This window comes from Desulfotruncus arcticus DSM 17038 (assembly GCF_900113335.1).
GTDB lineage: Bacteria > Bacillota > Desulfotomaculia > Desulfotomaculales > Desulfallaceae > Desulfotruncus > Desulfotruncus arcticus.
Genome location: NZ_FOOX01000034.1, coordinates 1 through 14,819 on the forward strand (window position 1 = coordinate 1; position 14,819 = coordinate 14,819).

14 protein-coding genes and 1 other annotated feature are annotated in these 14,819 nt (G+C 49.3%); all 14 genes read left to right on the forward strand.

Translation table 11 applies throughout. The annotated features are described in order from the left end of the window. Positions 1–94, forward strand: a 94-nt coding sequence (locus tag BM056_RS24860) for an EF-Tu C-terminal domain-related protein (protein WP_131820847.1), incomplete at its 5' end; no start/stop codon positions are given. A 158-nt stretch (positions 95–252) separates the two neighbouring features. Then, positions 253–402: a 50S ribosomal protein L33 gene (gene rpmG, locus BM056_RS24865; protein ID WP_081411077.1), complete on the forward strand. Its 150-nt coding sequence runs from the start codon at positions 253–255 to the stop codon at positions 400–402. A gap of 37 nt (positions 403–439) precedes the next feature. Then, a complete protein-coding gene (gene secE, locus BM056_RS24870; protein ID WP_092476065.1) occupies positions 440–757 on the forward strand; it encodes a preprotein translocase subunit SecE in 318 nt (105 codons plus the stop codon). 45 nt (positions 758–802) lie between these two features. Then, entirely contained in the window at positions 803–1,330 is a 528-nt protein-coding gene (gene nusG, locus BM056_RS24875) for a transcription termination/antitermination protein NusG (RefSeq protein WP_092476098.1), read from the forward strand. A 22-nt stretch (positions 1,331–1,352) separates the two neighbouring features. After that, a complete protein-coding gene (gene rplK / locus BM056_RS24880) occupies positions 1,353–1,778 on the forward strand; it encodes a 50S ribosomal protein L11 (RefSeq protein WP_092476068.1) in 426 nt (141 codons plus the stop codon). Between the two features lie 50 nt (positions 1,779–1,828). Further along, positions 1,829–2,527 (forward strand): 50S ribosomal protein L1, encoded by a 699-nt coding sequence (gene rplA / locus BM056_RS24885; protein ID WP_092476071.1) that lies wholly within the window; start codon positions 1,829–1,831, stop codon positions 2,525–2,527. 11 nt (positions 2,528–2,538) lie between these two features. Then, positions 2,539–2,697: a sequence feature (ribosomal protein L10 leader region), on the forward strand. Between the two features lie 177 nt (positions 2,698–2,874). Next, on the forward strand, positions 2,875–3,411 hold the full coding sequence (gene rplJ / locus BM056_RS24890) for a 50S ribosomal protein L10 (protein ID WP_092476074.1): 537 nt from the start codon (positions 2,875–2,877) through the stop codon (positions 3,409–3,411). A gap of 60 nt (positions 3,412–3,471) precedes the next feature. Beyond that, complete coding sequence (gene rplL, locus BM056_RS24895) at positions 3,472–3,855, forward strand: 50S ribosomal protein L7/L12 (protein WP_092476077.1); 384 nt, start codon at positions 3,472–3,474, stop codon at positions 3,853–3,855. Positions 3,856–4,179: 324 nt separating this feature from the next. Further along, positions 4,180–7,713 carry a DNA-directed RNA polymerase subunit beta gene (rpoB, locus tag BM056_RS24900; RefSeq protein ID WP_092476080.1) on the forward strand — a complete coding sequence of 1,178 codons (3,534 nt, stop codon included), beginning with the start codon at positions 4,180–4,182 and terminating at the stop codon, positions 7,711–7,713. A 23-nt stretch (positions 7,714–7,736) separates the two neighbouring features. Continuing rightward, positions 7,737–11,201, forward strand: a complete 3,465-nt coding sequence (gene rpoC, locus BM056_RS24905; RefSeq protein ID WP_092476083.1) for a DNA-directed RNA polymerase subunit beta' — start codon at positions 7,737–7,739, stop codon at positions 11,199–11,201. A 176-nt stretch (positions 11,202–11,377) separates the two neighbouring features. After that, a complete protein-coding gene (locus BM056_RS24910; protein WP_092476085.1) occupies positions 11,378–11,629 on the forward strand; it encodes a ribosomal L7Ae/L30e/S12e/Gadd45 family protein in 252 nt (83 codons plus the stop codon). Positions 11,630–11,693: 64 nt separating this feature from the next. Continuing rightward, positions 11,694–12,068 (forward strand): 30S ribosomal protein S12, encoded by a 375-nt coding sequence (gene rpsL / locus BM056_RS24915; RefSeq protein WP_092476088.1) that lies wholly within the window; start codon positions 11,694–11,696, stop codon positions 12,066–12,068. A gap of 84 nt (positions 12,069–12,152) precedes the next feature. After that, a complete protein-coding gene (gene rpsG / locus BM056_RS24920) occupies positions 12,153–12,623 on the forward strand; it encodes a 30S ribosomal protein S7 (RefSeq protein WP_092476092.1) in 471 nt (156 codons plus the stop codon). Between the two features lie 16 nt (positions 12,624–12,639). Then, a complete protein-coding gene (gene fusA, locus BM056_RS24925) occupies positions 12,640–14,718 on the forward strand; it encodes an elongation factor G (protein ID WP_092476095.1) in 2,079 nt (692 codons plus the stop codon). Positions 14,719–14,819 lie beyond the last annotated feature (101 nt).

Consider the following 14,819-nt stretch of genomic DNA (forward strand, 5'->3'; position numbering starts at 1 on the left):
TACACCGATCGCCATTGAAGAAGGTCTGCGTTTCGCCATCCGTGAAGGCGGCCGCACCGTGGGCGCCGGCGTTGTCACCGGCATCAACGAGTAAACGTATAGATTGATATTTCTTCAATAACCTGATGGGGGAGTTGGTTAGGCCAATTCCCCATCCTTATCTTGACAGTGTTTTCGAATTGTGATAAAGTTGGTAGGGTAATTTTAAAAACGGGAAGTCAAGTCTTTTTTTAATTTAGGGAGGTGAACTCGGTGAGGGTGGGAGTAACGTTGGCCTGCACCGAATGCAAGCGAAGAAATTATTCTTCTACTAAGAATAAGAAGAATGATCCCAACAGGATTGAAATCAAAAAATACTGTAAGTTTTGCCATACGCATACTGTGCATAAGGAAACTAGGTAGCATATTAGCCCTTTATTTTGTTTAAGGATGTGGCATGATGGCCGAAGTCAATAAACAGGACAAGTCAAACAAAAAAGACAAGAACTCAGGAAAAGAACTCGTTAAAAAAGAGCGCAAAGAAACGGTTAAAAAAGCTGCAGCCAATAAACCAGCGGCTAATAAGCCAAACCGGATAGAAAGTGCCAGAACGTATATTCGCGGGGTAATGAACGAGCTCAAGAAAGTACACTGGCCTAACCGCAGGGAAACAGCTATTTATACTTCGGTGGTAGTAGTATCCGTTGTATTTGTGGGAGTATTGATCTGGGTCTTTGATGCCCTGCTTGGCGCGGTCATGGGTGTGCTAATAAAATGATCGAGGGGGTGAGGGACCTGCGTTCACGCCGGGTCCCTTGTGTTTATGAATAAGCGCTGGTACGTCATACATACCTACTCCGGCTACGAGAATAAGGTTAAGGCGAACCTGGAAAAGCGCATTGAATCCATGAATATGGAGGATAAGATATTCCGCATTCTGGTTCCCATGGAAGACGAAATTGAGATTAAGGACGGTAAGAAAAAGGTTACCAAGCGGAAGGTTTTTCCGGGTTATGTTTTAGTTGAAATGATTATGACCGACGACTCGTGGTATGTTGTGCGCAACACCCCCGGGGTTACCGGTTTTGTCGGCAGTGGCTCCAAACCCATTCCCCTAAACGAGGACGAAGCCCAGGCTATTGTAAGACAAATGGGTATCGACGAACCACGGACAAAAGTAGACTTTAATGTTGGCGAACAGGTTCGCGTCATATCAGGACCTTTCGAAAATTTTGGCGGTATTATTGAAGAAATACTTTTTGATAAAGGCAAGCTAAGGGTGCTGATTTCTATGTTTGGCCGGGAAACCCCGGTAGAACTTGAATATAATCAGGTGGAAAAAATAAGTTAACAGCGTAAGGAGGTGTGACATTATGGCCAAGCGAGTGGCAGCTATTATTAAATTGCAGGTCCCGGCAGGTAAAGCTACTCCCGCGCCACCGGTAGGTCCGGCTCTGGGTCAGCATGGTGTTAACATCATGCAGTTTGTAAAGGATTACAACGAGCGCACAGCCAAACAGGCAGGGTTGATTATTCCTGTTGAGATAACGGTATACGAGGACAGAAGTTTTACTTTTGTAACCAAAACCCCTCCGGCGGCTGTACTGCTTAAAAAGGCGGCCGGCCTGGAAACTGCGTCCGGTGAGCCCAACACAAAAAAAGTTGGCAAGGTCACCGGTGCTCAAGTAAAAGAGATTGCCGAGCTTAAAATGGAAGATTTAAACGCAGCAAACGTTGAAGCAGCCATGCGTATGATTGAAGGGACAGCCCGCAGCATGGGTATTGAGGTTGTTGGTTAAACAAATGTGGGAGGAATTATCCGCTATTACCACAGGGAGGTTGAATATTTATGCCGAAACACGGAAAAAGGTATCAGGATGCCGCTAAACAGGTTGACCGCGCAACAGCATACGAGCCACTTGAGGCCATGGAACTGGTGAAAAACATGGCCAAAGCCAAGTTTGACGAAACCGTTGAAGTGGCTATCCGGTTGGGCGTTGACCCCAGGCACGCGGACCAACAGGTTCGTGGGGCCATGGTACTGCCGCATGGAACCGGTAAATCCCGTACTGTGCTGGTCTTTGCCAAGGGCGATAAGGTTAAAGAGGCAGAAGAAGCCGGAGCTGATTTTGTCGGTGCGGAAGATATGGTGGAAAAGATCCAAAAGGAAGGCTGGCTGGGTTTTGAGGTGGCCATCGCCACTCCCGACATGATGAGTGTTGTGGGTAAGCTAGGACGTATTCTTGGCCCCCGCGGATTAATGCCAAACCCCAAAACCGGTACTGTCACCTTTGACGTAGCCCGGGCAATTCAGGAAGTTAAAGCGGGTAAGATTGAATACCGGGTTGATAAAGCAGGTAATATCCACGCACCAATTGGCAAGGTATCCTTTGAAGCCCAAAAGTTGACTGATAACTTAAAGGCACTGGTTCAGCAGCTGATCAGAGTTAAACCGTCGGCAGCCAAAGGTCAGTATATCAAAGGTGTTACCGTTACCACCACAATGGGGCCCGGTGTTAAGGTCAACTCACAAAAAATCACACTTTAGCGATAGGTTAAAAATTCATACTGGTACCGCCGCAGACAGCAGGCGTCCTTTGGGACATAATGGCATCAAGCCGCCAGCCGAGGCCATAAAGGGTTGCACCTGAAAGCTTATTTGCTTACGGGCCTCTGGCATGCTGTCTAAAACTTGCCGGGGGCTTTTTGATTTCAGGAGTCAGGAGCCAGAAGTCAGGAGTCAGAATGTAATTACCGGCAATAACATTTGATGAACTACTGGTATGGAAAAGGTTCAAGGGGTAATAAATTACTATAATCATATTAACGAAGGTATTCTGACTCCTGACTTCTGAATACTTGAATAGTAACGCATCTTGGAAGGAGGTGTACATATTGCCGATCAGCAAGCAGGAAAAAGAACAAATGCTGCAAATGCTAAAGGAAAAAATGGGTTCTGCCCAATTGATAGTAATGGCTGACTACAAAGGCATGGATGTTGGCGCTATGACTAAACTGCGTCGTAAAATGCGTGAGTCCGGCAGTGAAATCAAGGTTGCCAAGAATACCATTACCAAGATTGCAGCTCGCGAGCTTGGCATTGAGGGAATGGATGAATATCTTGAAGGCCCTACCGCATTGGCTTTCGGTTTTGAAGATCCGGTGGCACCGGCTAAAATTTTAAGTGATTTTGCCAAAGAATATAAACAGCTTGGAATCAAGGCCGGGATTTTAGAAGGCCGCGTGGTTGATGATGCTCAGATTAAGGAACTGGCCAATCTTCCATCCCGTGAAGTTCTACTGGCCAAAGTGCTTGGTGGTATGCAGACGCCAATGTATGGTTTTGCCGGCGCACTGCAAGGCCTCCTGAGGAACCTGGTTTACGTATTGGAAGCAGTAAGGGAGAAAAAAGCAGGGGAGGCCACGAGCTAGCGGCTTTCCGGGTAGTAAATTTTATTTTATGCAACAAACAATTTAGGGAGGTTTATTAATATGTCAAAAGTGCAAGAAATCCTTGAAGCCGTTAAGGGCTTGACTGTATTAGAACTGGCCGAATTAGTGAAGGCCTTTGAAGATGAGTTTGGTGTCAGCGCGGCCGCTCCTGTAGCCGCAGTGGCCGCTATGCCTGCAGCAGGTGCCGCTCCTGCCGCCGCTGAAGAAGAGCAGACCGAATTTGATGTTATTCTTTCTGCTGTTGGCGATAAGAAAGTTAACGTTATCAAAGTGGTTCGTGAGGCTACCGGACTGGGTCTTAAAGAGTCCAAAGAGTTGGTTGACAGCGCTCCGAAACCGGTTAAAGAAAAAATCAGCAAAGAAGAAGCAGAAGCCCTTAAAGCCAAATTGGCTGAAGCCGGGGCAACCGTTGAAATTAAGTAATTTGGGAATTAACCAGCATAAAGAGCCACTGTCTAGTGAGTGGCTCTTTGTGCGTATAAGGATAATTTGTGCGTTTTAACAATATTTATCTTGACAGGTAAAAAAGCACGTGTTATAATTCTAAAATGTCGCGAAAGTACCAATTAAAACTGACGTTACATATGGATGTTGTTAAAGTCATCAAATATTCATGTATCCATCATAAAAATACTGGAAATAATATTTTAGATAGGGTTTTTTTATTTTAGAAGGCGAGGGATTGTAAATAGGACAAGACCTTGCTTTTCGTTGTTGGTCAATATTAGTGGGGGTGTGGTGCTTTAGATGTATCCTGAGCAACTGGGTGTCAAGACCAGATGGAGTTTTGGCAAACTGCGCGAGGTTCTTGAATTGCCCAATCTCATCGAGGTCCAGCGCAATTCCTACGAGTGGTTTCTATCTACCGGCTTGCGGGAGGTATTTTATGATATTTCCCCGGTTCAGGATTTCACAGGGAATCTGGTGCTGGAGTTTCTGGACTATAACCTCGGAAAGCCCAAATATAACGTAGAACAATGTAAAGAGCGTGATGTTACGTTCGCTGCTCCGCTGCGGGTCAAGGTACGCTTAATCAACAAGGAAACCGGGGAAGTCAAGGAGCAGGAAGTATTTATGGGTGACTTCCCGCTCATGACTGAAAAGGGCACTTTTATTATTAATGGCGCGGAACGGGTTATCGTCAGCCAGCTGGTTCGTTCACCCGGCGTTTACTTTGCTGAAACCCAGGACCCCAGCGGTAAGAAACTATATGGCGCAACCATAATACCAAACCGGGGCGCCTGGTTGGAACTGGAGACCGACCTAAACGACCAGGTGTATGTTCGTATTGATCGCACCAGAAAGATCCCCGGGACTGTGCTGATCAGGGCGCTGGGGTATGGTTCCAATGCCATGATACTGGATTTGTTCGATGAGAACAAGCACATCCAGGAAACTCTTGCGCGGGACAACACCGATTCCGAGGAAGACGCACTGGTGGAAATCTACAAACGCCTGCGCCCCGGTGAACCGCCAACAGTTGAAAGTGCCCGTTCTTTGTTGGAAACGTTATTCTTTGACCCTAAACGCTATGACTTAGCCAATGTAGGCCGCTACAAGTTAAATAAGAAGCTAAAGCATGGAATACTGTACCGTTACCCGGAAACTGAGAATACCGCTACGGAATACGACCCTTATCTTAAAACCGAAGTTCCCGTGGTAAGGGAATTTATTCGTGAGCTAACTCCACAGGACATTATCGAAACAGTAAAGTACCTGCTCCGGTTAATGGACGGCGAAGGTCAGGTCGACGATATTGACCACCTTGGTAATCGCAGACTGCGTTCGGTAGGGGAATTATTGCAGAACCAGTTTCGGATTGGACTGTCAAGAATGGAGCGGGTGGTCCGTGAGCGGATGACCATTCAGGACGTTGATGTTATTACACCCCAAGTGTTGATCAATATCCGCCCGGTGGTTGCTTCCATCAAAGAATTCTTTGGCTCCAGCCAGCTCAGCCAGTTTATGGATCAAACCAACCCGCTGGCGGAGTTAACGCACAAACGCCGTTTATCGGCACTGGGTCCCGGCGGATTGAGTCGTGAGCGGGCCGGTTTTGAAGTCCGGGACGTACACCACTCGCACTACGGACGCATGTGTCCTATTGAGACGCCTGAAGGTCCGAACATCGGCTTGATTGGTTCTCTGTCAACTTATGCGCGAATTAACTCCTTTGGATTTATTGAAACGCCTTACCGGAAAGTGGACAAGGAAAACCGGCGGGTTACCGATGAAATTGTTTACCTGACGGCTGATGAGGAGGAAGATAAAATCATTGCCCAGGCCAACGCGCCGCTGGACGAAAATTCTTATTTTTCCACCGCCCGGGTTAACGCACGACACGGTAAAGATATTTTAGTTTCACCGGCTGAACAGGTAGATTATATGGATGTTTCTCCCAAGCAGGTTTTCAGTATTGCTACCTCAATGATACCTTTTTTGGAACACGACGACGCCAACCGGGCTTTGATGGGCGCCAACATGCAGCGCCAGGCCGTACCTTTGTTAAAGACGCAGGCCCCGCTGGTTGGCACCGGTATTGAATACAAGGCGGCCAGGGACTCGGGCGTTGTCAGGCTGGCCAAAAATGACGGGGTGGTGGAAAAGGTTACCGCCAGTGAAGTTACTATTCGAAGCAATACCGGTGAACTGGAAAAACACAAACTTTTAAAATTTACAAGGTCAAACCAGGGAACCTGTATCAACCAGCGCCCCATTGTCAACAAGGGCGATGTGATTAAAGCCGGTCAGGTTATTGCCGACGGGCCTTCCACCGACTATGGTGAATTGGCGCTGGGGCGCAACGTGCTGGTGGCCTTTATGCCCTGGGAAGGTTATAACTACGAAGACGCCATTTTGGTTAGCGAAAAGATGGTCAAGGAGGACTACTTCACCTCCATTCATATAGAAGAATACGAATGCGACGCCCGCGACACCAAACTGGGACCCGAGGAAATTACCCGGGATATCCCCAACGTGGGTGAAGAAATACTAAAAGACCTGGACGACCGGGGGATCATCAGGGTGGGCGCTGAAGTGCGGCCCGGCGATATCCTGGTGGGTAAGGTAACGCCCAAAGGCGAAACCGAGCTCACTGCCGAAGAACGGTTGCTCAGGGCGATATTCGGTGAGAAAGCACGGGAAGTCAGGGACACTTCATTGCGTGTGCCACACGGCGAGGCTGGTAAGATAGTCGATGTCAAGGTATTTTCCCGTGACAACGGTGACGAATTGCCACCCGGTGTCAATCAGTTGGTTCGCGCCTACATCGCCCAAAAAAGGAAAATCTCCCAGGGAGATAAAATGGCCGGCCGGCACGGCAACAAGGGCGTTATCGCCCGAATTCTGCCGGAAGAAGATATGCCTTTTATGCCGGATGGCACGCCTATAGAAATTGTGCTTAACCCCCTGGGGGTGCCTTCCCGGATGAACATCGGGCAGGTGCTGGAGACCCACCTTGGCTGGGCGGCAAAAGCACTGGGCATAACTGTCGCAACCCCTGTTTTTAACGGGGCCAGGGAACAAGATCTCGTGGAACAGCTGGAACGGGCCGGTCTGCCTGCGAATGGTAAAATAACCCTGTATGACGGGCGTACTGGTCAACCGTTTGACAACCCCGTTACCGTTGGTTACGTTTATATGCTCAAGCTGGCGCACCTGGTAGATGATAAGATTCACGCCAGGTCAACCGGTCCATATTCACTGGTTACACAACAGCCGCTGGGCGGCAAGGCCCAATTCGGCGGCCAGCGCTTTGGTGAAATGGAAGTTTGGGCCCTGGAGGCATACGGTGCTGCGTATACACTGCAGGAAATACTTACCGTCAAGTCCGACGATGTGGTGGGCCGGGTTAAAACCTACGAGTCCATCGTCAAGGGCGAAAATGTTCCCGAACCCGGGGTGCCGGAATCTTTTAAAGTATTGATTAAAGAACTGCAAAGCCTTGGACTGGATGTTAAGGTTCTATCAGAAGACGATCAGGAAATTGAAATAAAAGAGATTGAAGAAGATATTACGGAAACGGCCAAAGACCTGGGGATTGAACTTCATGAGGACAGGGGGAGGAGACGGGACAAAGAAGACGCAGGAGATGACGACGAGCTGGATGAAGACACTTCGCCCGAGGATATTGAAGATGATGAGGCAATTGAGATTGGCGAGGAGGTTTTCGTAAATAGCGATGAAACAGAACTGGATGACAGCATAGATGATCTTGATGATGTGATGAGCGACTTGGAAGCTGATGACGATGATTTTGGAAACGATATTGAAGAGGATTAAATACCCGGAAGGGAGAGAGGTCCTTGCTGGACTTAAACAACTTCGACCGTATTCGTATAGGGCTGGCCTCACCGGAACAAATTAGGAATTGGTCCAGTGGCGAGGTCAAAAAACCTGAAACCATCAACTATCGCACTCTAAAGCCGGAAAGAGACGGGCTGTTTTGCGAGCGTATTTTTGGGCCCACCAGGGACTGGGAATGTCACTGCGGCAAATATAAGCGTGTTCGGTACAAGGGTGTGGTTTGTGACCGCTGCGGAGTCGAGGTGACCCGTTCCAAGGTGCGGCGTGAGAGACTCGGGCATATTGAGCTGGCCGCCCCGGTTTCTCATATCTGGTACTTTAAAGGCATCCCCAGCAGAATGGGACTATTGCTGGATATGTCCCCACGTGCGCTGGAGAAAGTGCTATACTTCGTTTCCTATATCGTTATTGATCCCGGGGAAACTCCTTTAATCCAGAAACAGCTGCTCACCGAAACAGAATACCGGGAACATCGTGAAAAATATGGAACCGAATTTAAAGCATTTATGGGCGCGGAAGCGATTAAAAAGCTGTTGGAAGAAATTAAACTAAACGAACTCAGCCAGGAATTGCGCCAGGAATTGCGCGATGTAACGGGGCAGCGCAAAATACGGGCCATCCGCCGCCTGGAAGTGGTGGAGGCCTTCCGTAAGAGCGGCAATCGCCCCGAATGGATGATTATGGATGTTGTACCGGTGATTCCGCCGGAGCTGCGTCCCATGGTGCAGCTTGACGGCGGCAGATTCGCCACTTCCGATTTAAATGACCTGTACCGCAGGGTAATTAACCGTAATAATCGATTGAAAAGACTACTTGACCTGGGCGCACCGGATATTATTGTCCGGAATGAAAAAAGGATGCTGCAGGAAGCGGTTGACGCCTTAATCGATAACGGTCGCCGCGGCCGTCCCGTTACCGGGCCCGGCAACCGTCCGTTGAAATCACTTAGCGATATGCTTAAAGGCAAGCAGGGACGTTTTCGTCAGAACCTGCTGGGTAAAAGGGTTGACTATTCCGGGCGGTCCGTTATTGTGGTGGGGCCGAAGCTCAAATTGCACCAGTGCGGTTTGCCCAAGGAAATGGCGCTGGAGCTGTTTAAGCCCTTTGTAATGAAGAAACTTGTCCGGGAAGGTCACGCTCACAACATTAAAAGCGCCAAGCGCATGGTGGAGCGGGTCAAGCCGGAGGTCTGGGACGTATTGGAGGAAGTGATTAAGGATCATCCGGTGCTGCTTAACCGCGCGCCTACGCTGCACCGCCTGGGCATTCAGGCTTTTGAGCCGGTGCTGGTGGCAGGCCGGGCTATTCAGATTCACCCCATGGTTTGTACAGCATATAACGCTGACTTTGACGGTGACCAGATGGCCGTTCACCTTCCTTTATCTACTGAAGCCCAGTCCGAGGCCCGGTTGCTGATGCTGTCGGCCTACAATATATTAAACCCCAAGGACGGTAAGCCTGTGGCCATTCCGACTCAGGACATGGTTTTGGGCAGCTATTACCTGACCATGGAAAGACCGGACGCGCTGGGTCAAGGTATGGTTTTCTCCGGTCCTGAAGAGGCTGCCATGGCCTACGAAACCGGTGCGGTAAGCCTGCATGCCCGCGTTAAGGCGCGGTGGCGGGGTGAACGTATTGAAACCACCGTCGGCCGGATTATTTTCAATCAGGCCATACCTCAGGAATATGGCTATTTTAACAAAGTTGCTGATAAAAAGGCGTTAAGCAAATTAGTTGAAGAAACTTACCGCAACTTTGGTCTTTCTGCCACACAAAAGCTTTTGGACGGCATTAAGGAACTGGGCTTCCACTATGCTGCCAGGGCGGGGATAACTATCGGTAACGCTGATATCATTATTCCCAAAGAAAAGAAAGATATTTTAGCCGACGCTGATAAACAAGTGGAAACAGTTGAGCGGCAGTACCGCCGGGGTTTGATTACGGAAGAAGAACGTTACCGCAAGGTAATTGGTATCTGGAACGACGCCACCAGGCGAGTGACCGATGCGTTAATTGAGTCCTTGGATAAGTTTAACCCGGTTTACATGATGGCCAATTCCGGCGCCCGCGGTAATATTCAACAGATCCGGCAGCTGGCCGGTATGCGTGGACTGATGGCCGACCCGTCGGGACGAATTATTGACCTGCCGATTAAGGCTAACTTCCGTGAGGGCCTTACCGTTTTGGAATACTTTATTTCCACGCACGGCGCGCGTAAAGGTCTGGCGGATACCGCACTCAGAACAGCAGACTCGGGTTATCTGACCAGGCGTCTGGTGGATGTGGCCCAGGATGTTATTGTCAGGGAAGTTGACTGTGGAACTGAAGAGGGCATTTACGTAACTGAAATAACCGATGGGGCCGAAGTTATTGAAAAACTTGAGGACCGGATTGCCGGCAGGATGGCCCGCGAGGATATCGTCCACCCGGAAACGGGCGAGGTAATAGTAAAAGATGGCGAAATCATAGAGCATGAGGATGCCGATAGGATCATCGAGTTAGGGATTAAGAAAGTTAAAATCCGTTCAGTGCTGACCTGCAGAACCAAATACGGTGTTTGCATCAAGTGTTATGGCCGGAACCTGGCCACAGGCCATATGGTGGATATAGGAGAAGCTGTGGGTATTATTGCCGCCCAATCCATCGGTGAGCCCGGTACCCAGCTCACCATGCGTACCTTCCATACCGGGGGGGTGGCCGGTGACGACATTACCCAGGGTCTGCCCAGGGTGGAGGAACTTTTTGAGGCCCGCAAACCAAAAGGCCAGGCAATAATTTCAGAAGAGGCCGGCGTGGTGGAAGTCCGTGAAGTAAAAGGGCGGCGGGAAATTGATATCATAAGCGATGCGGGCGAGAAGAAGAGCTACATGGTGCCTTACGGTGCCCGGTTAAAAGTTAGGGACGGCGTCCACGTTGAAGCCGGCGACGAGCTTACCGAGGGTTCCGTTAACCCGCATGACCTGGCGAAAATAAAAGGCCCCAACGGCGTGCAGATCTACCTGCTGCAGGAGGTTCAGCGGGTCTACCGCCTGCAGGGGGTGGATATTAACGATAAGCACATCGAAGTAATGATTCGCCAGATGCTCCGCAAAATCAGGGTGGATGAACCGGGTGACACCATGCTGCTGCCCGGAGGGCTAATTGATATGTTTGAGCTTGAAGAGGAAAATGCACGCATTGAGGCCGAAGGCGGCCAGCCTGCACAGGGCAAGCCCGTACTGCTGGGCATAACCAAAGCTTCTTTGGCTACAGATTCGTTCTTGTCGGCGGCCTCATTCCAGGAGACGACCAGAGTATTAACCGAAGCTGCCATCAAGGGCAAAATGGATCCATTGCTGGGTCTGAAGGAGAATGTAATTATAGGCAAACTGGTCCCGGCCGGTACAGGCATGAGCAGGTACCGCAACCTGGAGATTGAGCCGAGTGAGAATTTACTTGAAGGAATAGACGAACCTTCTATCTAACTTAATTGTCTGTCGTTCTGCAGTACATGAACCGACCACTGACTACCAACGACTGACGACCAATTTTGTGCCGTTTTCTGTTTCCGGTGGCATACGTCCCCGGAAACAGAAAATAATTGACTTTGGCTGCCGATGGTGATATGATATTCGAGTGTGCGGATTTAGGAGGTTTTGCCATGCCCTATAAACGGATACATTCGGCTAAAGGTAAAACTGTAGGCACAAAACAAACCATTAAGGCCATTAAAAAAAACCTGGCCCGGGTTGTATATGTAGCCGATAATGCGGATAACCATGTTATAGATCCCATAATTAGGGCCTGCGAGGAGAAAAAGATACCATATGTCAGAGTAGATTCAATGAAGCATTTGGGCAAAGCCTGTGGTATCAATGTGGAATGTGCAACAGCGGCCATCACGGAAGAATAGCCGTTGGTGCATATCTTCATTTATAGATATATTGAAGCTTGCGATAAAGGAGGTGGCAACAGATATGCCGACAATCCACCAGCTGATCAGAAAAGGCAGAGAACAGCAGTTTAAAAAGTCTACGGCCCCGGCGCTGAAGGAGTGTCCTCAAAAACGGGGAGTCTGCACCAGGGTTTACACTACAACGCCTAAGAAGCCCAACTCGGCTCTGCGGAAGGTGGCCAGGGTCAGGTTGACCAATGGTATTGAAGTTACTTCATATATACCCGGTATCGGGCACAACCTGCAAGAACACTCGGTGGTGCTGGTTCGCGGCGGCAGGGTTAAGGACTTGCCGGGTGTCAGGTACCATATAGTAAGGGGTGCCCTGGACTGCGCAGGCGTGCAGAACCGCAACCGGGGACGTTCCAAATATGGCGCCAAGCGACCTAAAAAATAATTTCCATGTAATGAAATCTATGTTTGCTCACCGGCAAATATGCCGGTTTTCCCTGCATTAACACAAACAAAGGGGGGAAATGAAATGCCCAGGAGAGGTGCTGCACCTAAAAGGTATATTCTACCTGATCCGATTTATAACAGCAAGGTGCTAACCAAGTTAATGAACCAAATTATGCTGGATGGTAAAAAGAGCCTGGCTGAAAAAGTTTGCTATGGTGCTTTTGATATTATTCGGGAAAAAACGGGTAAGGATCCGATGGAAGTTTTTGAACAGGCCATGAAAAATGTTATGCCCGTTCTTGAAGTTAAGGCCCGGCGTGTTGGTGGCGCCAACTATCAGGTGCCTATTGAGGTTAGACCTGAACGCAGGCAAACGCTGGCCATTCGCTGGATTACCATGTACTCCAAGCAGCGTTCCGGCAAGACCATGAGAGACCGGCTGGCTGATGAAATTATGGATGCCGCCAACAACACCGGGGCCTCTGTCAAGAGGAAGGAAGATACGCATAAGATGGCTGAAGCCAATAAGGCTTTTGCCCATTACAGATGGTAATAAAGGGGGGGTCTTAATGGCGAGACAACATTCGCTTGATAAAACTCGAAATATAGGCATCATGGCACATATCGACGCCGGCAAGACCACCACTACTGAACGCATTCTGTTTTACACCGGTAGAGTGCATAAACTGGGTGAAGTTCATGATGGCGCGGCAACGATGGACTGGATGGTTCAAGAGCAGGAGCGGGGGATTACTATTACCTCCGCGGCTACAACGTGCCAGTGGAGGGGTTGCTGTATCAACATTATAGACACACCCGGACATGTGGACTTCACTGTGGAAGTGGAACGATCTCTGCGTGTATTGGATGGCGCGGTTGCCGTATTTTGCTCCGTTGGTGGTGTGGAGCCACAGTCGGAAACGGTTTGGCGGCAGGCTGACAAGTACAGGGTGCCAAGGATCGCTTACGTTAATAAAATGGACCGCATCGGAGCAGACTTTTTCCAGGTAATGGAGATGATGCGCAAAAGGCTGGGGGCCAACCCGGTAGCACTACAGCTTCCCATCGGAGTAGAAGAAAATTTTCAGGGTTATGTGGATCTAATCCGCCGTAAGGCGGTAAGGTATGTTGACGACCTGGGAACAAACAGTGAAGAAACTGATATTCCTGCGGATATGGAGGACCAGGTAGTTGAATACCGGGAGAAGCTTGTAGAAGCAGTGGCTGAATTCGATGAGGATTTGATGCTCAAATACCTGGATGGTGGGGAAATTGAACCGGCAGAAATAAACAGCGCACTGCGCAAAGCTACACTGACCGCAACAATTATCCCTGTTCTATGCGGCTCGTCCTTTAAGAATAAAGGCGTTCAGGCATTGTTGGACGCAATTGTTGATTACCTGCCGGCACCGGTTGACGTACCCGCCATAAACGGCATAATTCCGGATACCGGCACAGAGGAAATTCGTGAGGCCGACGACCAGGCGCCATTCTCGGCACTGGCCTTTAAAATTATGACTGATCCTTACGTTGGCAAACTGACCTATTATAGGGTCTATTCCGGGACGCTGGCCAGTGGTTCGTATGTATTTAACACCACCAAGGGCAAGCGGGAAAGAATTGGCCGTATCCTGAGGATGCACGCCAACCACCGGGAAGAAATCAAAGAGGTATACTCGGGAGATATTGTGGCTGCAGTTGGTTTAAAGGATACTTCGACCGGTGATACGCTCTGTGATGATCAACACCCGATTTTGCTTGAATCAATGGAGTTTCCGGAACCTGTAATTGCGGTGGCGATTGAGCCCAAGACCAAGGCGGACCAGGATAAGATGTCAGTGGCCCTGCAAAAACTGGGTGAAGAGGACCCCACCTTTAGGGTTCATGTTGACGCAGAAACAGGACAGACAATTATCCGCGGCATGGGCGAGCTGCACCTGGAGATCATCGTTGACCGCCTGCTGCGTGAATTTAAGGTTGGAGCTATTGTGGGCAAACCGCAGGTTGCCTACAAAGAGACCATCCGTAAGAAATCCCGTTCAGAGGGTAAATTTGTCCGGCAATCCGGTGGCCGGGGACAATACGGCCACGTGGTTATTGAGGTTGAACCCGCTGAACCGGGCACTGGATTTGAATTTATCAATAAAATTGTCGGTGGCGTTATACCCAAGGAATATATTCCGGCAGTATCAAACGGCATCAAGGAAGCCATGGAAAACGGCGTAGTAGCCTCGTACCCGCTGGTCGATCTGCGAGCCACATTGCTGGACGGTTCCTACCATGACGTGGACTCCTCGGAAATGGCTTTTAAAATAGCCGGCAGCATGGCGCTGCAGAGCGCGGCCAAAAAAGCCGGAGCAATACTCTTGGAACCGGTTATGAGCGTTGAAGTGGTGGTCATGGAAGAATATATGGGTGACGTAATCGGAGATATCAATGCTCGCCGCGGCAGGATTGAAGAAATGGAACCGCGGGGTATGAACCAGATTATCCACGGCTATGTTCCACTGGCTGAAATGTTTGGCTATGCGACTGATTTGCGGTCTAGAACACAGGGCCGGGGAACTTATACGATGCAGTTTAGTCATTATGAGGAGGTTCCGCAAAATATTGCGGAAGGCATTGTATCTAAAAGATTTTACGGATAATTTTGAAGGAGGAATCAATAAAACATGGCAAAAGCTAAATTTGAGCGGAACAAACCGCACGTAAACATTGGCACCATCGGACACGTAGACCACGGCAAAAC